We start from the raw sequence: 19,908 nt of genomic DNA, 5'->3' as shown, positions 1-19,908 counted from the left end.
TGCCCAGCTTCTAGGCGACGATCAGGGTGAGTTGGGGAAACCAAATGGAAAAGTCATTGAGCAACGCCGTCACGCTGATCGAAACCCGCCGGTTCGGCGACGCCCGCGGCTGGTTCTCGGAGACCTACGCGGAGGCCAAATATGCCGCGCTGGGCGTCGACGTGCGCTTCGTCCAGGACAACCAGTCCTATTCCGCCTTCGCCGGGACCGTGCGAGGCATCCATTTCCAGACGGCGCCGCACGCCCAGGCCAAGCTGGTGCGCTGCGTGCGCGGCTCGATCATCGACTATGCCGTCGATCTGAGGAAGGGCTCGCCGACCTTCGGCAAGGTCGCCTTCGCCGAGCTCAGCGCCGAGAATGGCAAGCAGCTGTTCGTGCCGGTCGGCTTCGGCCACGCCTTCGTGACGCTCGAGCCCGATACAGAGGTCGCTTACAAGGTGTCGGACGTCTACGCGGCTGATTGCGACGGCGGCGTCGCCTGGGATGATCCGGACCTGGCCATCGACTGGCCGCTGCCTTCCTCGGGCGCGGTCCTGTCCGACAAGGACAAGGTCCTGCCGAAGCTGGCGGATTTCGACAGCCCCTTCACCTACGATGGCGTGCCGATGGCCGTGACCGGCGATCTGGGCTAGATCGCGGGCCTCCAGGAGACATTTCGCATGCGCATTCTCGTGACCGGCGGCGCCGGCTTCATCGGCTCGGCCCTGGTTCGTCGGCTGATCGAACACACCGAGCACGAGGTGCTGGTGTTCGACAAGCTAACCTATGCCGGTCTGCTGAGCTCGCTGGAGCCGGCATCGAACAGCAATCGCTACGGCTTCGTCCAGGCGGATATCTGCGATCCGGCGGCGGTCGCTGCGGCCCTGGCCGATTTCAAGCCGCACGTCATCGCCCACCTGGCGGCCGAAAGCCATGTCGACCGCTCGATCGACGGCCCGGGGGAGTTCGTCCAGACCAATGTCGTCGGCACCTTCAACATGCTGCAACAGGCGCTGGGCTACTATCGGGCCCTGAGCGACGCGGACAAGGCCACCTTCCGCTTCCATCATATCTCGACGGACGAGGTCTTCGGATCCCTGGGCGAGACCGGCCTGTTCTCCGAGACCACACCCTACGACCCGCGCTCGCCCTATTCGGCGTCCAAGGCGGCGTCCGATCACCTGGTCAGCGCCTGGGGCCACACCTACGGCCTGCCTGTCCTGATGACCAACTGCTCGAACAACTACGGGCCCTATCACTTCCCCGAGAAGCTGATCCCGCTGATCATCATCCGGGCGCTGAACGGCGAGCCTCTGCCGGTCTACGGCGACGGGTCGAACGTGCGCGACTGGCTGTTCGTCGACGACCACGCCCGCGCGCTGCAGGCCGTGTTCGAGCGCGGCCGCCCGGGCCAGACCTACAATGTCGGCGGCAATGCCGAGCGCAAGAACAGCGACGTGGTCAAGGCGATCTGCGCGACCCTGGACCGCCTCCAGCCTCGTGCCGACGGGAAGCCCTACGCCGACCAGATCACCTTCGTGACCGATCGCCCGGGTCACGACGCGCGCTACGCCATCGACGCGACCAAGATCCGCGATGAACTGGGCTGGCTGCCGTCGCGCACCTTCGAGGAAGGCATCGAAGAGACGGTCAACTGGTACCTGAACAATCGCGGCTGGTGGCAGGCGATCCTGGACGGCCGTTATCAGACCGAACGGCTGGGCGTCGCGAATGGCTGATGACGTCGTCGACATCCTCGTCACCGGCGGTGCGGGGCAGGTCGGGCTGGAGCTGGCGCAGGTCGGCTGGCCCGCGCGCGTTCGCCTGCACACGCCCACGCGCGCCGAACTGGATCTGGGCAACGCCGAGGCGGTGCGCGCTCTGTTCGCGCGGGTCCCGTTCAAGGCCGTGATCAACTCCGGCGCCTATACCGCCGTGGACAAGGCCGAGATTGAGGTCGCCGCCGCCTTCGCCGCCAACGCCATGGGCCCCGCCATCCTGGCCGAGGTGACGCGCGACGCCGGCATCCCTCTGATCCAGGTCTCGACCGACTATGTCTTCGACGGTTCGGGCGAGCAGGACTATGCCGAGACCGATCCTGTCGGGCCGCTGGGCGTCTATGGCGCGTCCAAACTGGCGGGTGAGTACGCGGTCCGGATGGGCAATCCCCGCTCGGTGGTCCTGCGCACGGCCTGGGTGCTGAGCGTTCACCGCGCCAACTTCCTCAAGACCATGCTGCGTCTAGCCGCCGACCGTCCCGCGCTGCGCGTCGTCGACGACCAGACGGGCAGCCCGACCTCGGCGCGCGATATCGCCGGCGCCCTGGCCGACATAACTCTGAAGATGATCGCCGATCCCGAGGCCCCGACCGGCGTCTATCATTTCGTCAACGGCGGTTCGACCAGCTGGGCCGGACTGGCCCGTGAGATCTTCGCCCGCAGCGCGGCCGTGGGCGGCCCGTCCGCCGAGGTCGAGGGCATCACCACGGCCGAATACCCGACGCCGGCCCGCCGGCCTTCCAATTCCCGCCTGTCGACGTTCAAGATCACCCGCGACTATGGCGTCGCGCCCCGGCCCTGGCAGGACGCCGTGGCCGAGATCGTCGCCGAGCTGCACCAGGAGACCATGCAATGAAGGGCATCATTCTTGCCGGCGGATCGGGCACGCGCCTGCATCCCATGACGCTGGCGTCGTCGAAACAGATGATGCCCGTCTACGACAAGCCGATGATCTACTATCCGCTGTCGACCCTGATGCTGGCCGGCATCCGCGAGGTGCTGATCATCTCCACCCCGCGCGACACCCCATCCTTCCAGGACCTGCTAGGCGATGGATCCAAGTGGGGCATGGACATCCAGTACGCGGTCCAGCCGAGTCCCGACGGCCTGGCCCAGGCCTATATCATCGGCGCGGATTTCGTCGGCGGCCAGCCGTCGGCCCTGATCCTGGGCGACAACATCTACCACGGTCATGGCCTGACCGACCTCCTGGCCAGCGCGACGGCCCGCACCAGCGGCGCGACGGTGTTCGCCTATCACGTCAACGATCCGGAACGGTACGGCGTGGTCGAGTTCGATCCGTCGATGCGGGCCCTGTCGATCGAGGAGAAGCCGCCTCAGCCCAAGTCGCCGTGGGCGGTCACCGGTCTGTATTTCTACGACGGGCAGGTGGTGGACATCGCCGCCAACCTGGAGCCGTCGCCGCGCGGCGAACTCGAGATTACCGACGTCAACCGCGTCTACCTCGAGCGTGGCCAGCTCTCGGTCGAGATCATGGGGCGCGGTTTCGCCTGGCTGGACACGGGCACGCCCGACAGCCTGCTGGAGGCCGCCGAGTTCGTCCGCACGCTGGAAAAGCGTCAGGGCTTCAAGATCGCCTGCCCCGAGGAAATCGCCTTCGATCAAGGCTTCATCGACAGCGCGCAAATGGAGACGCTGGTGAGCGCGCTCGGCAAGAGCGACTACGGCCGCTACCTGCGCAGCATGGTGCTGGAGCGCAAGTGATGCCGAAGGCGGCGGGTCTGGCGTGGCTGGGCCTGACCGTCCTTCTGGCGGGGTGCGCCTTGTCGCCGAGCACGGATCAGAGCGACCGTCCGACCGACTATCTGATCCAGATGGTCTGCGTGGACGCCGCCGACCAGGCGATCTTCGGCGACCCGGTGGACTGTGTCGACAGCCGCAGGAAGCTGCGCATCGGCGAAGCCCTGCCTTATCACAAGGTCGATGTGGGCGGTTTCCAGATCAGCGATTCCTATCCGATCGCCGATGCGAACGGTCTGACGCTCGGCGTGCAGAGCTACTTCTTCACCGACGCCTTCGATGACGATCCGGCCTTCTTGAACCAGGTGCACCACGATCCCGCGCGCGGTGGATACAACATCATGGGTGCGGACGAGGATTTCGTCTTCTTCCGCGGGACATCGGATCCGGGCGCCTATTGGCAGCCGTGGTGGACGCCCGACTGCAAGGCCCGGGGCTGGCTGCTCTATCCGAACGACGGTCGCGCGTTCAGGCGTGGTGACGCACCGTCGCCGGCCACCTTCGCTCCCGGGTGCGTGGGGCGGATCAGGACCAATGCGTCGACGGTGGAGTGGCTGTTCATTCCGCAGCATCCCTACGTCGTCGATCCCGAAACGCCCTCTCTGACCCGCCAGCTGGATTCAATTCAGGTCCGGCACTTTTCCGCCGGCTATGGGTCGATGGAGACGAACTACTTCACCAAGGAATACGGTGCGACGCGCTGGGAGGCCTGGCGCCCCGGCGAGGGCCTGACCCCCGAGTTTCTCAAGACGCGATGTCCCGCCTCGTCCTATCAGGCGCGGTTTCACGGCAAGACCTTTTCCATGGTCGACTGCCGAAACTGGACGACGCTGGTGCGTCCGACGGGTGGGAGTTGGGACCCGGACGGAGCCTCGTCGCAAGACCCCGCCATCAGAACCTTCCCGATCGATCCGCTCTATACAGGAGAGAATCTTCTCACCAACACCCACGTCGGGGGGCCTTATGAACCCGACGGATCGTTCAGCTGTGATGAAAGGGGGTGGGGGGCGCTGCGCGACCCTGCGCCGCTCCTGCCGGGAAAACTTGACGGAGCGCCCTGGGGTGGCAACGGCAACTGTATAAGGACGATCTTGGCCGAAAACGTCCCTGCGGGCGCCTATACCCAGACGATTAATGCGCCCGCCGCAGGCGATTACCGATTTGGCGTCAGCCTCCTGGCTCCAGAGCTTGGATCAGATCAGACGGCTTTGGCCGCAATCCGTATCGTTCAACACGACGCGTCCGGCCGCGAACTCTCGAATGAGACCATTGAGGCAAGGGTTCGGTCGCGTTTCCGAACCTTCGAGGGACGAGTTCGTCGCGACAGCCATGCCGCGACCTTCACCTTTGAGGTTTCCCCGCAAACGGCCCGCGTCCCAATCGCCGTCACGGCAGCCTACATCGCTCGATGAGCGTGGCCTCAAATAGTGATGGGCTTGAGCAGGCATGGCTCATCCCGCGTCATCACGATGTCGCAGGCCGCTAGAGCCGGCATGTCCTCCGCCGCGATCGGCGTCAAAGTCGCATCGACCTCGATGCGCCAGAAACGAAAGTCTTTCGCGGTCAACCAGCCCACCAGTTCAGGCACTGACGAACGGCCTGACATCTGGATCACATCCCACTCCATCACGACGGTAAGCTTGGGATTCGACAGAAGGCGTTCGGCGCCTCGCAGGATGAGGGGTTCGGAGCCCTCGGCATCCATGCGAAGAAAATCGATCTCGCCGTCGATCTCGTCGTCCAGAACCACCCCCTCGACTTCGATCTGCTCCATGTCCGGTGCCGGCCAGCCCGGATAGGATCCAGCATGGCCTCCGCCCGAGTTCGTGCGCGAAATGGAGAAGGAAATGGGGCCAGCCACGTCGGTCGCTGCCTTGTTCAAGACTTCGACGCGATCGCTATAACCATTGAATTCAATTGTTCGCCGCATCAGTCGGCACAGGCGGGGATTGCCTTCAAAGGCCGTCACGCGACCTTCACTTCCGGTCTTCACCGCCATGGCGATCGTGTAGTAGCCGAGGTTGGCACCCACTTCCACGACTCGATCTCCGGGCGACACGAGCGCGAAGACGACAGCGTGTATCCAACGTTCCCAGTAGCCATGGGCGATGAGATGGCTGCCGACGGTCCGGTCGTGCGGATCGACGAACATATGGTGTCCATCGGTCAGCCGGGTCATTGCTACGTCGGCTCCGAGGTAGAAATACCGCGTGCCGTCCAGGGCTGGGGCCGGCGCCCTCTTCCGGCGATCAGCGAATGCCGGCTCGAGTGCTTCTGACCAGCGCCGAAGCATAACGGCAAGGCGATGTCGCAGTCCCATGGAAGTCCTTAACTCAGGCGGCAGTCAGTCAGTCGGGCAATATGGGCCGTCGCCCGAATCATTGGCTTCAGAACTTGGGCGTCGGCTGGACGGTCATGCCCTGGAACATCAGCGTTCCCATGAATGAGCCTTCGACTAGGATCAAGCGAATCTCTGCGACATCGACTTCGGTCCAGGTGAAGTCCATTTCCAGTTCGTACATCCCGGGGGCTCCCGGCGTTACATACTCGCTGACGCAGGCCGTCCGTGTGCCCCAATCTAGGCGGTACTGACGCTTTGCCGCCTCGGAATCCACGGCGAAGCGCATGCGTGCGCGCCATTGACCGGGCGGCATGGACAGAAACGGTCCGAAGACAAGCATTCGCGGACGTCCGGTCGTGTCCAGAACACCGCAGGCCGGCCAGTCCCGGGACGCCTTCGGATCATAACTGAACAGCTTTTCAGACCACTCGACAGGATGCTCCAAGTCTTTCGGCTCAGTGCGAAAGAGTTTGAATGCCGCACTGACCGCAGGTTTCCGAGAGACTTCGGCTTTGGAAATCGGCGGCGTGATCTTCAGCGCATCGAAGAGCGCGATGGTCGATGGTCTTGCGGACAGTTCGGTTGGTGTGACCAACCGGTAGGCGGGCGCCAGCGCCATGGCGCGCGCAAGCAAAAGAGACGCTAGGTGGTTGCTTTCGGGTGGATAAATTCCATGCAGCTCGCCAGCGGCTTCCGGCGCCGTCTCGGGCTCGGCTATGATCGCTGCAATCCGATCGGCTGCGTACAGCCCCGGACGCTCGGCATCCTCTGTGATCACCAGGACGGGACAACTGACGCTCGTGACCGATGCGTCACGTTCACTGACCACAATCCAACCCGCTTCGTCTGCAGCGGAGAGAATGGCTTTGCGCCAGCCGGCATCATCGACCGACGGGGTCAGGACGATCCAATAGGCAGCAGAAAGATCCAGCGCGAGGGGCTCGCTTTCCACTACGCAGCCCTCAGCCAAGTATAAATATCGACTGCTTCCCCGATGTCGTCGAACATCTTGGCCTTGCCCCCTTCGATGATCAGCGCGCGCGTGCAGTGTTGCGCGATCAAGTGGGTGTCATGCGACGCCATCATGAAGGATCGGTCGGCCCGATGCTGGAAAAGCTCTTCCTGGCATTTCTGCTGGAAACGGGCGTCGCCGACGGCCACGAGTTCGTCGATCAGATAGCAGTCGAACTCGATGGCGAGTGAAAGGCCGAAGGCCAGGCGGGCTCGCATGCCGGACGAATAGTGCTTGACGGGCTGTTTCAGAGAGGAGCCGAGTTCAGCGAAATTGTCTACCCGATCAAGGGTTTCCTTATAGTTCCGATTGTAGATGCGGGCCAGGAACTTGATGTTGTCCAAGCCGGTCAGGCTGCCTTGGAATCCCCCGCCGAAGCCGATCGGCCACGACGAAGTCATGCCCCAGCGGATGCGACCCTCCGTCTCCGGAAGCACCCCGCCGAGCATCTTGATCAGTGTCGACTTCCCCTGGCCGTTCCGCCCGAGGATCGCCAGACGACCGCCACGACCGAGCGTGAAGTTCAGTCCGGTGAACAGCGGCTTGGAAGCGCCATGATAGGTCTTGCCTAGGTTCTCGACGCTCAGGCCGACAACGTCCGCGACGAGGTCCATCAATCTTGCCTGTGTTCCCGGACGCCGGCGTAGACGAGCCAGCCAATTCCGTAGACCAGTATCGACGAGGCGAAGACCGTGAGAACCGCAAGCCAGCGCCGGGGACCGGCGGGCTCGTCCGGGAGGCTAGGGCTGACGACGCGATCAAGGTACAGCTTCTGACGGCGCGCTTCCTGTTCCGCGCTGACCACGGCGGCGGTCGCCTGGGTGAGCTCTCGATCGGCGAACTCGCGGGCGAGCGCCAGGTCCTCATAGACGCTGAGCTTGGGAGCGAGCGAGTTGGCGTCGCCTGCCACCTTCTCGCGCTCCGTTGCGATCTGACGTTCGTAGGCCCGGATACGGCTGTCGAAGACCGGAATCTGCGGGCTGTTGGACGCCTCGTTCGCCAGTTGGGCACGGTCGGCACGCAGTCGAGCCACCTCGGCCAGCAGCCCGCCGATCAGTTGCGAGCTCTCGCGCGCCGTGCTCGCCGGATCGATGATCTGTTCGCGATTGCGGAACGCCGTGAGCTGCTGTTGGGCCGTGGACAACCGTGTCCGAGCCTCGTCCCGCGATTGCCTGGCCTGGGCCAGAGAATCAGCCGTGGAGCGTTCGTTCATCTGGTTGATCAATCGCTCGCCGCCGCCGAGCAGGGCTTCGGTTAGGGCCTGGGCGTCGCGCGCTCGGAAAGCCTCCACACGCAGAGTGCTGATCCCTGTGGTGGAGTCGTACCCGACGGTGACGAAACGCTGGAAGCCTTTGTAGAGCCCCTCTTGCGAGCGGTCCTCCCAGGGACGCGGATAGCGGGACAGGGCGTCGACACCGCGCGGGGCGAGCATCGCGCCGATCTCAAAGCGACGCGACAGTTCGCTCAGACTGTCTCTCGAGGTTATGTATTCGTGGACCGCGAAGGCGTCGGTCTGCGTCGGCGCGAGACCCACACCCTGCAGGGCGACGCCGAGTGATGATGGCGCGCTCGCCCCTTGGGCGCGCACAATGAAGCGCGCTTCGGACACGTACCGCGGCGAGGCGATCAGCATATAGTAGATCAAGGCCAGAAGCGTCGGCAGGCCGACGACCAGCAGCATGGCCACGGGAAGACGCCTCCACCACGAAACAGGCTCGCGTTCAAACGCGAGCATCTTCGGAATCGGGCCGATATAGTTAAGCTTTTGGTCGGTCATTGGTCGTCCGGAGGCGCTGGGCGCCGTTCAGCGCTATGCGGTGTCATTCGATGACGAGGCGGTTCTTCACGTCTGCGAGCAGCAGCAGACCGGCTGCGATCATGATGCCGCCGACCGCCAACGCATAGAAGGGATGAAAATAGGTGGGCACGAACTCTCCAAACACGCCGGCCCGGACCATCTCGATACCATGCGGCATGGGAATCAGGAGGAAGGTTTCGCGATATTGGGGCGGCAGCCACGCCACCATGAAGAAGGCTCCGGACAGCGGGATCATCGCATAGGTGATGACGGGCACGAGACGCTCCATCAGTTCGAACCGGGCTGACAGTCCGGCGAACAGAAGCGCCAGACCCAGGCCGACCCACGCAACGACCAGCCATCCGCAATAGAGCAGGAGGTAGTTATGGGGCAGGTCGACCTGCCCCATGGCCATCAGGATAACGTACACGACCACGAAGGCGGCGGTGGATCCGCCGAACTCCATGAGGTTTCGCGACAGGAAGATATGAACGATGCCGATCTGGCGATGGTGGAGCAGGCCGATGTTTGCGGACACCGCCCCCAGGCTGAACGAGATCATGTGACGGAACAGCAGCAATGACATGTAGCCCGTCATGACCAGCGGTCCGAGTTTGATGCCGTGCTCATAGGGGGGCTTGATGATGCTCCACATGAACAGCACACCGAAGCAGAATATCAGCGGCTCCCCGATGACCCAAACGAAGCCCAAGCCCTCGCGACCGAAACGGGTGGTCATCTCGCGCATCAAAAGTGCGCCGATGATCCTGAAATGTCGGCTCACGAAGGACACACGTTTCTCGGTCGATTGATCTCAGGCGCAGCGGGCCGCCGCCCGACAGGACGAGGCGTTTCGGCTTGCCGAGACGCCTGTTTGCCGACCAGAAAGAGCTGCTGGACCCGGCGCGGAACATACGCCGACCGACAGCAAGCGCAAGCGGGACGCTTGGTCGGATCAGTCTTTGGCAATCGCCGCCCTGAGATTGGTCTGGGCGTTGTCGAATCCAGAGGCGATGCCTCCTGGTGCTCGTGGATCAGATGCGTGTCGACCAGATGCCGAAGCCGCCTGAGTGAAGGCACCGATCCGAGCGATCGAAAGAGTATCTCTTCCTGCAGCGAGTCGCCGCGGTGGCGGGTGATCGCTGCGGTGAAGCGCAGCGCCGCCGCCTTTCCGGCAGCGCAGATCTGCCAAAGACCCGCCATCCGGCGTTTGGTGAATGAAGCAAAAATGACTGGAACTGCCGTCCTCGATTTTCCAGCCGTCCTTGATTTTTCAGCGCCGCCGAGGAGGGGCGCAACAGGTGTTCGTTTTGCGCCGGCAGCGCCGCGACGCCATGCCTGAGCGGCCCGGATTGTCCTCGGATATCCTGCATCATGCCCGACGGGCTTGACGGGCCGGTCACGGGGAGAGGGCGGGGAGCCCTCTCGACACGGCGCGGCGCGGCCGGCGCCAGTGGGCTTGCAACCGCTTCGATGCACGCTGGTCGCCGATTTCTCCTGTAGCTTCAACGTCACGCTCGAGGTTTCAGCGTCCAATTCGGCATGCGGCGCTATCGACCTCCTGCGGCAACGCTGTTATGACCCCGACAGGCGGTGAGACCGCCGCAATAATCAATTATGGCTGCGGAGGGCTCACACCCATGCGTTTCAAGACCTTGTTCCTGGCTTCCAGCGCGGCGGCGGCTCTCGCCCTGTCCGCTGGTGCTGCTTCGGCTGAGCCGGACGGCTGGTACGGCGCTGTAGACGCCGGCTACCATTTCGCTAACGAAAACTACAACGTCGAGGCTTCGGGCAACGGCGTGAACTGGCAGATCGAAGCCAACGACGGCTGGGCCGCGTTCGCGCGTCTGGGCTACCGGTTCAACCCGAACTGGCGCGTCGAGCTCGAGGGCGGTTACCGCTCGGGCGACATCGGCCGCATCCGTCACTCGACGGGCTCGGTTCCGACCGGCGTCTGCAACTTCACCCCGGCCACCGGTCCTTGCTTCTCGCCGGAAGGCGACGTCGAATCGACCACCCTGATGGCCAACGTCATCTATGACCTGGGCGGCGAGTACTGGGGCGTGCGTCCGTTCGTCGGCCTCGGCGTCGGCGTCAACCGCGTCAACACCGAGTTCGTGGGCACGATCCGCGGCCAGCGCGGCGTCTCCGTCGCCGCTGACGACTCCTCGACCAAGTTCGCGGCTCAAGCCATCGCCGGCCTGAGCTACGCCGTCGGCGAGCGCGCCAACATCGACCTGACGTATCGTTATCTGACGGGCGACTTCGAGTTCGACACCTTCACGACCTCGACCCTGGCCGCCAACAACTACGGCACCTTCGAAGGCGACTACGACCAGAGCCACACCGTGACCCTGGGCCTGCGCTATGCCTTCGGCGGCGAGACGGCGCCTCCGCCGCCTCCGCCCCCGCCGCCCCCGCCCCCGCCGCCTCCTCCGCCCCCGCCGCCCCCGCCGCCTCCGCCGGCTCCGGCTCCGGTCGCGCGTGAGTTCATCGTGTACTTCGACTGGGATCGCTCGGACCTGACGGCCGAAGCCCGCTCGGTGGTCACCCAGGCGGCGAACTACGCCAAGACGGGTCGCCCGACCCGCGTGCTGGTCGTCGGCTACGCCGACACCTCCGGCTCGGCCGCCTACAATGTGGGTCTGTCGAACCGTCGCTCGCGCACCGTGGCTGACGCCCTGGTCGCCCAAGGCGTCGCCGGCGGCGTGATCGCTCTCGACGGCAAGGGTGAGACCAACCTGGCTCGTCCGACCGCCGACGGCGTTCGCGAGCCTCTGAACCGTCGCGCCACCATCGGCATCAACTTCTAAGACGTCCGGAAAAGGCCCCGGTCCCGCAAGGGATCGGGGCCCGATCCGACCGACCAGAAGACGTCGAGGGGTCGATGCGTCGGACGGCCTTCGCGGGCCGCCGGACCCACAACGCCTCTCGTCACGATCCGTATGCTGAGCCGCCGGTTCTCCCCTCCAGGAGGCCGGCGGTTTTGCGTTTCAGGGCGTCGAACCCGAAAAGGTCGCCTCCGAACCGTCCCGCTTCTGCGCCTTCGCTCCAGCCTGCCCAGAGGGCGGTCGGGGCGGTCCCGAGGCCCGCTACGGGATTGAACGGTCTGGCGAACCTGGAGCGACGGCGCTCGCTTTTTTGGACAAGTCGGTTGATCCGAGAGACAGGGGCGGCGACAAAGGCCCCCATGTCACAGCTCCGAGCCTCTCGTCCGGTCCGCGCTGGAACCGCCTTCCTCCCGATCCTGCGGGACCTGGGCGGAACGGACGGCCAGACCCTGTGCTGGCGCTCGGCCGATCATCCCCGTTCCGAAGACCTCGCGTGAGCCGGTCCTGACCATGGCGGACATCCGCATCACCCCCAGGCAAGCCTCCGCCGACCTCGCTTCGCGCGAGACGTCCGCGCGCGCGGCCCGGACGACCGCCCTTCCGGTCCAGGTCCATCCCGCGCCCCAGACCCCTCTTGCGCCGGTCGTCCAGGGCGCGACCCGTTTCACGCCGGGCCAGTCGCTGGCCGGCCGCCGCTTCCTGATCGTCACCGCCCCCTTCGGCCCGTTCGGCCGGGCCCTGGCCGAACAGCTGACGGCCGAGGGCGCGTCGGTGGCCCGCATGCTGTTCAACGCCGGCGACGCCGCCTACTGGCGCCGGTCGGGTGCCCAGCCCTACACCGGCGACGTGCGCCGCTGGCCCGCCCGCCTGGCCAAGATGGTCCAGGACCAGGGCCTGACCGACCTGATCGTCTTCGGCGAAGGCGGCCCCTACAATCAGGCCGTCCTGTCCCAGGCCACCAAGCTCAAGGCCCTCCGCGCCGAAGCCCTGGCCAAGGCCGCTGCCTCCGATACCGGCAACCCTTCCGCTCAAGCAGCGAGCGCCCGCGGCGCGAGCGTTAGCGGTGCGGCGTCAGCCGCCCACCCCGATGCGCCCATGCGCATCTGGGTGCTGGAAAACGGCTACTTCCGCCCGGACTGGATCACGGTCGAGGAGAACGGGGTCAACGCCTCGTCCGGCCTGCCGCGCGATCGCGACGCCTATGACCCGCCGATCCCGGAGATGCTGCCGACCCGGTCCGTGGGCCGGATCCTGCCGCACCACGTCATCAACATCAGCCTGTATCACGCCATGCAGCCGTTCGGCCGGCTGGTGTTCCGCCGCTACGTCTATCCCTATACCCAGTCGCCCTGGCTCCAGTTCGCGGGCCATGTGCGGCGCTATCTGAGCCTGACCTTCCGCTCCAAGTCCGAGAGCGACGCCGACGTGATCCGCCGGCGCGGCCCCTTCTTCCTGGCCTGCCTGCAGCGCGAGGGCGACGCCCAGCTGCTGCGCTACTCCCACTACGCCGACAACACCGCCTTCCTGGCCGAGGTCCTGACCTCCTTCGCCCGGAACGCCCCCGCCGAGGCGCGGCTGGTGATCAAGAACCACCCGCTGGATCCGGGCCTGGTCGACCTGGCCCGCATGACCCACGTCCTGGCGGTCGAGCGCGGCATCGCAGACCGGGTCGACTTCATCGACGGCGGCAACCTGGCGGCCCTGTGCCGGGCCTCCTCGGGCATGGTGGTCAACAACTCCTCGGCGGCGCTCTCGGCGCTCGGCTTCTCCACCCCGGTCAAGGTCCTGGGCGAGGCCTTCTTCGACATCGACGGCCTGACCGACCAGCAGCCCATCGACGGCTTCTGGACCGCGCCCAGGGCCCCCGAGGACGACCTGTTCCTGCGCTTCAAGGCCCACGTCATCAACCGCACCCAGGTCAACGGCAACTACCACGAGCCCCGCGCCCGCAAGCACACCGCCCGCGCCCTCGCCCGCAGGTTCGCCGCCGCCCGCTGACCCGCGGTTCCGCAACCCAGCCGGGTCATGCCAAAGCCGCCAGGGCCGCCGATCCGGCCCCGACGTGAACTGCAAAAGCAAGGTCGTCGCCAACCGCAGACGCTGCACATACCGCAGGCAGAAAGCGCCAGAACGGCAGGAGGGCGGCGGGGCGCTCGGCGCGTCTCGGGAAGCCTGCGCTCAGTGGCTTGTGCGGACCAGCAGGGCGTCGGATCGGGCGGGTTGGGGCGTGTGGCGCTCGACCACCGCCTGTCCCACGGCGATCACCAGGGTCGCGGTCAGGACGGCGGAGACGAGGGCGGCGGCGATCATCCGCGCGCCCTGCGCCAGATGACCCTCGTCGCGGTTCCAGATGTCCTGATCCATGCCGCTCCCCCGAGTCGTCAGCATACCTTAGGACCACACCGGGAATCGGGACGCAAGTCACTGAACCGTGTGCGTTAAACAGAGTTCAGGCGGCCCCGTCGGGAGCCGCCTGAAATCCGTCCTGGCGCGCCGTCGACCGACGCACGCCGTCTTGCAGCCTGAGCTCGATCAGCCCGTGAAGGGGCGGATCAGGATCTCGACGCGGCGGTTCTGGGCGCGGCCCTCGACCGTGGCGTTGGAGGCCACCGGGACGCGCGAGGACTGGCCGGCGACGAACAGACGCTCGCGCTGCACGCCCGAGCCGATCAGGGCATCGGCGACGGCCAGGGCGCGGCGCTCCGACAGGGGCTGGTTGATGGCGTCGCCGCCCGAGGAATCGGTGTGGCCCACCACGTCGACCAGCGAACGGTCATACTCGGCCAGCACGCCGGCGACGTCGCGCAGGACGGCGTCGAAGCGCGGCTCGATGTTCGACTGGTTCACCGCGAAGGTGACGTCCGACGGCATGCGCAGGACCAGGTTGTCGCCCTGGCGGGCCACGCCGACGCCGGTGCCCGACAGTTCGGCCTCCATGGCGCGCTGCTGGCGGTCCATGTAGTTGCCCACGGCCGCGCCGCCCAGGGCGCCGACGCCGGCGCCGATCAGGGCGTTGCGACGACCCTGTTCACCGTCCGAGGTGTTGGTCAGATAGCCCAACACCGCACCGCCGAGCGCGCCGTAGATGGCGCCCGTGCCGGTGTTGTTCCGCTGCGGGGTCGAGGAATAGGGATCCATGGTGGTGCAGGCGCCGGCTCCGAGCATGGCGGCGACGCCGAGGCTGGTGGCGATCAGGTTCATACGCATTAGGTCGTCCTTGAAATGTTCACGTCCGTACCGACCGGGAACGTGGCCTTATGGTGAAGGTTCCAGCCTGACCGGGGGATGAACGGACGGGAAACCGCGCGTTTCGACCTCAATCTGCCAATTTCCGACGACAAGGCGTATGAACCTCTCCCCCGGCGGTCTGTCGATCGCCGCGCACGCACTGAAAGGCCCGCTCCGTGACCTCCACCCTCGACGCCCCCTCGGTCGCCTCCAAAGGCATCAAGCCGGTTTCCATGTCGCGCTATGACACCGACTTCCAGGGTTTCAGCGACGACCTGGGCGCCTCCTTCACCCGCTACGGCTTCGCGGTCGTGTCGGATCACGGACTGGACGAGCAGGTCATTCTGGCGGCGATCGACGACGCCAAGACCTTCTTCGCCCTGCCGGAGGCGGTGAAGCGTCAGTATCACCAGCCGGGCACGGGCGGGGCGCGCGGTCTGACGCCCTTCGGGGTCGAGGCGGCCAAGGGGGCGGCGGCCGTGGACCTGAAGGAGTTCTGGCACGTCGGGCGCGAACTGCCCGAGGGCCACCCCTATCGCCAGTACATGCGCGACAACCTGTGGCCGTCGGAGGTGCCGGGCTTCAAGCCGCATTTCTACGGAATGTTCGAGGCGCTGGACGCGCTCGGAGCCAGGATCCTGAGGGCCATCGCCCGATATCTGAAGCTCGATGACGGCTATTTCGAAGACAAGGTGCAGCTGGGGAACTCCATCCTGCGGATGCTCCACTATCCGCCGGTGCCGGCCGGGGCGCCGGGCGTCCGCGCAGGCGCGCACGAAGACATCAACGTCATCACCCTGTTGCTGGGCGCCGAAGAGGCGGGCTTGCAGCTCAAGGACGCCGACGGGGAGTGGCTGGAGGTCGCGCCGCCGCCCGGAGCCCTGGTGGTCAACATCGGCGACATGCTGCAACGGCTGACCAACCACGTCCTGCCGTCGACCAGCCACCGGGTGGTCAATCCGGCGCCGGAACGGGCCAGTTTCGCGCGCTATTCCACGCCCTTCTTCCTGCACTTCAACCCGGACTTCGTGATCGAGACCCTGCCGTCGACGATCACGGCCGAGAACCCGGACCGTTACGCGGGCAAGTCGATCATGGCCGAGGACTTCCTGACGGAGCGGCTGAAGGAAATCCGGTTGCTGTGATCCGAACCCTCTCCAGGCGGGGAGAGGGAGGCTTACGCCGCTTCGGTCTGCACGGCGCCTGGACCTTCGGCGAACTGACCGCCGCGGCGGTAGCGCCACAGGTACGACGGCGCGATGGCTTCCAGGCCGGTCGGCTCGATGCCCAGGTCCGGCAGGCCGACCGCGCCCGCAGCCACGACATTGTCGGTCTTCAGCATCACCACCTGATCGCGCGTCAGCACCGGGGCGATGCCGAGGACGGCGGTGATCTCGGCCAGCGAGCCGATGATGCCGGCGGCGAAGAAGGGCAGGGGCGCCAAGAGGCGGCTGCGGCCGGTCTCGCGCAGGATGTATTCGAGAATCTGCTTGAACGACCAGACCTCGGGGCCGCCCAGTTCGAAGGTGTGGCCGGCGGCATCGGTGCGCGACACTGAGCGGGCGATGGCTTCGGCGACGTCGCCTACCCAGACCGGCTGGAATTTCGTCTCGCCGCCGCCGATCAGAGGCAGGGCGGGGGCCATGGTCGCCATCGAGGCGAAGCGGTTCAGGAAGCCGTCGCCGGTCCCGAACACGATCGAGGGACGCAGGATGACGGCGTCCGGCTTGATCTCGCGCACAGCGGCCTCGGCCTGGCCCTTGGAGCGGCCGTAGTCCCCCTCCGACCGAGGATCGGCGCCGATGGCCGATATCTGGACCAGACGACCGACGCCGGCGGCCACGCAGGCCTGGGCGATGTTGCGGCTGCCTTCGACATGGGCCTTGTCGAAGCCGCGACCGGGCGTCTCGAACAGGATGCCGACCAGGTTCACCGCCGCGTCGGCGCCCCGCAGCGCATGGGCCACGTCCTCGGGGTTGGTGATGTCGCAGCGCACGGGCTGAATCTGGCCCACGTCGCCCATGACCTTCAGGTCTCCAGCCGAGGCTGGCGTGCGCACCGCGACGCGGATACGCCAGCCCTTGCGGGCCAAGGCGCGGACGGCCTGGGTTCCGACGAAGCCGGAGCCGCCGAAGACGGTGACCAGGCCGGGGGTGGATTCGGACATCGGGCGTTCCTTGAGCGGCGTCGTGAAGGCCAGCGCGAGCCTTGTACGCGGGGGATAACCGATGGGCCGGGCGCTCGCAACGCGGGGGATTGTGCGGACCGACAAGAAACCGTCGAAAACCGTGTTGACCCGTCACAAACACTGCCTTAAGGGTCCGCGCCTTCCGGTGAGGCAAGCGTTTCGGCGCGGACCTTCCGGGGCCCAGGTGGCGGAATTGGTAGACGCGCTGGCTTCAGGTGCCAGTGATAGAAATGTCGTGGAGGTTCGAGTCCTCTCCTGGGCACCAGTTTCCAAACGGCGCTGCACCGCAAGGTGCAGCGCCGTTTCTTTTTGGTGCGCTACCGCTCGACGCGCGGCGTCTCGCTGCTTGAGCGCGAGCGGGTGCGCTATCGCCTCCGCGCCCCTGCTGGTTTAGGGGAAGGCATGACCGTTTATCTGCATGAAGGCGACCTTCCCGACGGCCTCGACTTGGGGCCCGAGGTCGCCGTCGATTCCGAGACCATGGGACTGAGGTTCCGGCGCGATCCCCTGTGCGTCGTCCAGTTGTCGGCCGGGGACGGCGACGCCCATGTCGTGCGGATGAACCGCCCCGACTACGACTGCCCGAACCTGAAGCGGCTGATGGCCGATCGGGACGTGCTGAAGATCTTTCACTTCGGCCGGTTCGACATCGCCATGGTGGAGCTGCATCTGGGCGTCGAGACCGGGCCGGTCTACTGCACCAAGATCGCGTCCAAGCTGGCGCGGACCTATACCGACCGGCATGGGCTGAAGGATGTGGCGCGCGAGATGGCGGGCATCGACCTGTCCAAGGCCCAGCAGTCGTCGGACTGGGGCGCAGCCGAACTGTCGCAGGCCCAGCTGGAGTATGCGGCGTCCGACGTCCTGCACCTGCACGTCATCATGCGCCGCCTGAACGACATGCTGGTCCGCGAGGGCCGAATGGCGCTGGCCCAGGCCTGTTTCGACTTCCTGCCGGTGCGGGCGCGTCTCGACCTCGACGGGTTCGAGGACGACGTCTTCGCTCATACCTGGGCCAGATGACCGACTTCGACCCGGCACAGGACCGCAAGCGCGCCGACGAGGCGCGGCTGGCCGAACAGGCCGGCCGCTGGCGCTCGCGCTCGCGGCGGGTCCAGCTGTATCGTCGCCTTCTGCCGATCTTGATCGTGGTGCTGGCGGGCGGGGCCCTGACCTGGACGGTGTTCCGCACCGTCATGTCCGGCGTCGAGCGCGAGGCCAGCCAGTCCAGGGAAATCCGCCTGGATAATCCCATATTCCACGGCCAGGACACACAGGGGCGCTCCTTCATCATCGGCGCCCAGGGCGCGGTGCGCGATCCGGCGACAGGGCGCTTCCGGCTCAACGGGCCGGTGCTGAGGCTCAATCTCGGCGGCACCAAGGTGACCGAGATGACCGCCGACGCCGGCATCTACAACGAGGCCGACCGCAGCGTGACCATCGGTCCGAACGTGAGGATTTCCGACGGCGGATCGGGCTTCACCCTGACGACGCCGGAGGCCGTGGTCGATACGGCGACGGGCGTCGTGACCGGCGACAAGGGCGTCCAGGGGCGCGGCCCTCTTGGAACCATCTCGGCAACGTCCTATGCCATCCATGAACAGGGCCAACGGGTCGTGTTCAGCGGTTCCGGCGATAACAAGGTGCAGGGGACCATAAGCCCCGCTTCCGGTGAATGACATGAAGACGACCCACCTCATCCTGACCGGCGCGGCCGTCTTGGCCCTGGGCCTCGGCGGCGCAGCGATCGCCCAGACCCGTTCCAACGTCAGCAACCAGCCGATCGGCTTCGGGGCCGACGACGGTGAGATGACCAATACCAACCTGACGCTGAGCGGGCGGGCTGAGATCACCCAAGGGCAGACCCGCCTGCGCGCCAACGCCATCCAGGGCGATGTGTCGGACGGCGAACTGACGCGGATAGAGGCCTCGGGCGAGGTCTACTACGTCACCCCAAACGAGACGATCCGCGGAGACCGTGCGGTCTATACGGTCGCGAACTCGACGGTCGTGGTGACCGGCGACGTCATCCTGACCCAGGGTCAGAACGTCCTGACGGGCGCCAGCCTCAGCTACAATGTCGATACCGGTCAGGCACGGATCCAGGGCGGCCCGGCGGCCAACGGCGGCCGTGTGCGCGGCGTCTTCTATCCGAGCGGGACCAACTGAGCCTTTATGGCCCGCAAGGAACTCTCAGCCCTCAATCTGGAAGACCGCGCGGCCACGGCCGTCGCGCCCGAGCCCGCGCCTGAAAAAGGTCTGCGGGTCAGGAACATCGCCCGGGCCTTCGGCGCACGTCAGGTGGTCTCCGACGTCTCCCTGACGGTGCAGCGGGGCGAGGTGGCCGGTCTGCTGGGGCCCAACGGCGCCGGCAAGACCACCTGCTTCTACATGATCACCGGCCTGATCCCGGCCGACAGTGGCTCGATCTGGCTGGACGGCGAGGAGATCACGGCCCAGCCGATGTACCAGCGCGCCCGCATGGGCCTGGGCTATCTGGCGCAGGAAGCCTCCATCTTCCGCGGCATGACGGTCGAACAGAACATCATGGCCGTCGTCGAACTGAACGAGACGGGCAAGGCCATCGAGATCGAAACCACCCGTCTGCTGGAAGAGCTGAACATCCAGCACCTGCGCCATGCGCCCGCCACCGGCCTGTCGGGCGGCGAGCGTCGGCGCGTCGAGATCGCCCGGTCCCTGGCCGGCAAGCCCAGCTTCATGCTGCTGGACGAGCCCTTCGCCGGCATCGACCCCCTGGCCATCGCCGACATCCGCCAGGTCATCCGCTATCTGGCGGGCGAGGGCATCGGCGTCCTGATCACGGATCACAATGTCCGCGAGACGCTCGACATCATCGACCGCGCCTCGATCATCTCGAACGGCAGCGTGCTGTTCGAAGGCACCGCCGACGAGGTCATCCATGACCCCGAGGTTCGCCGCGTCTATCTGGGCGACCTCTACGGCTGACGCCGTCTCGGACCACAGAAAGCCC

At 66.1% G+C, this 19,908-nt stretch carries 21 protein-coding genes and 1 tRNA gene; 14 read left to right on the top strand and 8 right to left on the bottom strand.

Annotation, left to right across the window (positions count from 1 at the left end; all coding sequences use genetic code 11):
• Positions 1-56 precede the first annotated feature (56 nt).
• The 5 genes from rfbC (at position 57) to ACW171_RS09895 (ending at position 4,930) form a co-directional block, all read left to right on the top strand.
• Positions 57-632: a dTDP-4-dehydrorhamnose 3,5-epimerase gene (gene rfbC / locus ACW171_RS09915; RefSeq protein ID WP_492093011.1), complete on the top strand. Its 576-nt coding sequence runs from the start codon at positions 57-59 to the stop codon at positions 630-632.
• A gap of 27 nt (positions 633-659) precedes the next feature.
• The gene (gene rfbB, locus ACW171_RS09910) at positions 660-1,718 is read left to right on the top strand and encodes a dTDP-glucose 4,6-dehydratase (protein WP_492093010.1); all 1,059 of its coding nucleotides are present in this window, start codon (positions 660-662) and stop codon (positions 1,716-1,718) included.
• A complete protein-coding gene (gene rfbD, locus ACW171_RS09905; RefSeq protein ID WP_492093009.1) occupies positions 1,711-2,613 on the top strand; it encodes a dTDP-4-dehydrorhamnose reductase in 903 nt (300 codons plus the stop codon). The genes rfbB and rfbD overlap by 8 nt, the downstream gene beginning before the upstream one ends.
• Positions 2,610-3,482: a glucose-1-phosphate thymidylyltransferase RfbA gene (gene rfbA / locus ACW171_RS09900; RefSeq protein WP_492093008.1), complete on the top strand. Its 873-nt coding sequence runs from the start codon at positions 2,610-2,612 to the stop codon at positions 3,480-3,482. Before rfbD ends, rfbA begins: the two co-directional genes overlap by 4 nt.
• Before the next feature lie 119 nt (positions 3,483-3,601).
• On the top strand, positions 3,602-4,930 hold the full coding sequence (locus ACW171_RS09895) for a hypothetical protein (protein ID WP_492093007.1): 1,329 nt from the start codon (positions 3,602-3,604) through the stop codon (positions 4,928-4,930).
• A gap of 8 nt (positions 4,931-4,938) precedes the next feature.
• Here the strand turns inward: ACW171_RS09895 and ACW171_RS09890 are convergent, their stop codons facing one another.
• The 5 genes from ACW171_RS09890 to ACW171_RS09870 form a co-directional block, all read right to left on the bottom strand.
• A complete protein-coding gene (locus tag ACW171_RS09890) occupies positions 4,939-5,697 on the bottom strand; it encodes an FkbM family methyltransferase (RefSeq protein WP_492093006.1) in 759 nt (252 codons plus the stop codon).
• A gap of 208 nt (positions 5,698-5,905) precedes the next feature.
• The gene (locus tag ACW171_RS09885) at positions 5,906-6,811 is read right to left on the bottom strand and encodes a hypothetical protein (RefSeq protein ID WP_492093005.1); all 906 of its coding nucleotides are present in this window, start codon (positions 6,809-6,811) and stop codon (positions 5,906-5,908) included.
• Positions 6,811-7,485, bottom strand: coding sequence for an ABC transporter ATP-binding protein (locus ACW171_RS09880; RefSeq protein WP_492093004.1), 675 nt, complete (start codon positions 7,483-7,485; stop codon positions 6,811-6,813). The genes ACW171_RS09885 and ACW171_RS09880 overlap by 1 nt, the downstream gene beginning before the upstream one ends.
• Positions 7,485-8,648, bottom strand: coding sequence for a KpsE/RkpR family capsule polysaccharide export protein (locus tag ACW171_RS09875; protein ID WP_492093003.1), 1,164 nt, complete (start codon positions 8,646-8,648; stop codon positions 7,485-7,487). The genes ACW171_RS09880 and ACW171_RS09875 overlap by 1 nt, the downstream gene beginning before the upstream one ends.
• Before the next feature lie 43 nt (positions 8,649-8,691).
• Positions 8,692-9,453: an ABC transporter permease gene (locus ACW171_RS09870; protein ID WP_492093002.1), complete on the bottom strand. Its 762-nt coding sequence runs from the start codon at positions 9,451-9,453 to the stop codon at positions 8,692-8,694.
• A gap of 856 nt (positions 9,454-10,309) precedes the next feature.
• On the opposite strand from ACW171_RS09870, the gene ACW171_RS09865 reads away from it, so the two are divergent.
• The 3 genes from ACW171_RS09865 (at position 10,310) to ACW171_RS09855 (ending at position 13,498) form a co-directional block, all read left to right on the top strand.
• Positions 10,310-11,482: an OmpA family protein gene (locus ACW171_RS09865; RefSeq protein WP_492093001.1), complete on the top strand. Its 1,173-nt coding sequence runs from the start codon at positions 10,310-10,312 to the stop codon at positions 11,480-11,482.
• 377 nt (positions 11,483-11,859) lie between these two features.
• Positions 11,860-11,997, top strand: a complete 138-nt coding sequence (locus tag ACW171_RS09860; RefSeq protein WP_492093000.1) for a hypothetical protein — start codon at positions 11,860-11,862, stop codon at positions 11,995-11,997.
• A 13-nt stretch (positions 11,998-12,010) separates the two neighbouring features.
• Positions 12,011-13,498, top strand: a complete 1,488-nt coding sequence (locus ACW171_RS09855) for a capsular polysaccharide export protein, LipB/KpsS family (protein ID WP_492092999.1) — start codon at positions 12,011-12,013, stop codon at positions 13,496-13,498.
• A gap of 180 nt (positions 13,499-13,678) precedes the next feature.
• Here the strand turns inward: ACW171_RS09855 and ACW171_RS09850 are convergent, their stop codons facing one another.
• Both ACW171_RS09850 and ACW171_RS09845 read right to left on the bottom strand, forming a co-directional pair.
• Positions 13,679-13,864 carry a hypothetical protein gene (locus ACW171_RS09850; protein ID WP_492092998.1) on the bottom strand — a complete coding sequence of 62 codons (186 nt, stop codon included), beginning with the start codon at positions 13,862-13,864 and terminating at the stop codon, positions 13,679-13,681.
• Positions 13,865-14,032: 168 nt separating this feature from the next.
• The gene (locus tag ACW171_RS09845; RefSeq protein ID WP_492092997.1) at positions 14,033-14,707 is read right to left on the bottom strand and encodes a YiaD family glycine zipper/OmpA-like lipoprotein; all 675 of its coding nucleotides are present in this window, start codon (positions 14,705-14,707) and stop codon (positions 14,033-14,035) included.
• Between the two features lie 254 nt (positions 14,708-14,961).
• Here ACW171_RS09845 and ACW171_RS09840 point away from each other — a divergent pair, with 254 nt between their 5' ends.
• Positions 14,962-15,873 (top strand): isopenicillin N synthase family dioxygenase, encoded by a 912-nt coding sequence (locus ACW171_RS09840; protein ID WP_492096613.1) that lies wholly within the window; start codon positions 14,962-14,964, stop codon positions 15,871-15,873.
• Between the two features lie 32 nt (positions 15,874-15,905).
• Here the strand turns inward: ACW171_RS09840 and ACW171_RS09835 are convergent, their stop codons facing one another.
• Positions 15,906-16,895, bottom strand: a complete 990-nt coding sequence (locus ACW171_RS09835; RefSeq protein ID WP_492092996.1) for a complex I NDUFA9 subunit family protein — start codon at positions 16,893-16,895, stop codon at positions 15,906-15,908.
• Between the two features lie 199 nt (positions 16,896-17,094).
• Between ACW171_RS09835 and ACW171_RS09830 the strand changes: the two genes are divergently transcribed.
• The 5 genes from ACW171_RS09830 (at position 17,095) to lptB (ending at position 19,883) form a co-directional block, all read left to right on the top strand.
• Positions 17,095-17,181, top strand: a tRNA-Leu gene (locus ACW171_RS09830).
• A gap of 137 nt (positions 17,182-17,318) precedes the next feature.
• On the top strand, positions 17,319-17,939 hold the full coding sequence (locus ACW171_RS09825) for a ribonuclease D (protein WP_492092995.1): 621 nt from the start codon (positions 17,319-17,321) through the stop codon (positions 17,937-17,939).
• Positions 17,936-18,595, top strand: a complete 660-nt coding sequence (lptC, locus tag ACW171_RS09820) for an LPS export ABC transporter periplasmic protein LptC (protein ID WP_492092994.1) — start codon at positions 17,936-17,938, stop codon at positions 18,593-18,595. The genes ACW171_RS09825 and lptC overlap by 4 nt, the downstream gene beginning before the upstream one ends.
• 1 nt (position 18,596) lies before the next feature.
• Positions 18,597-19,085: an LptA/OstA family protein gene (locus ACW171_RS09815; RefSeq protein ID WP_492092993.1), complete on the top strand. Its 489-nt coding sequence runs from the start codon at positions 18,597-18,599 to the stop codon at positions 19,083-19,085.
• A 6-nt stretch (positions 19,086-19,091) separates the two neighbouring features.
• On the top strand, positions 19,092-19,883 hold the full coding sequence (lptB, locus tag ACW171_RS09810) for an LPS export ABC transporter ATP-binding protein (protein ID WP_492092992.1): 792 nt from the start codon (positions 19,092-19,094) through the stop codon (positions 19,881-19,883).
• Positions 19,884-19,908: the final 25 nt, after the last annotated feature.

The sequence above is a fragment of the Brevundimonas sp. FV1ye28 genome, from assembly GCF_058681135.1.
Note: the sequence above shows the minus strand (reverse complement) of the source record. Positions and strands in the feature narration are given on the sequence as shown.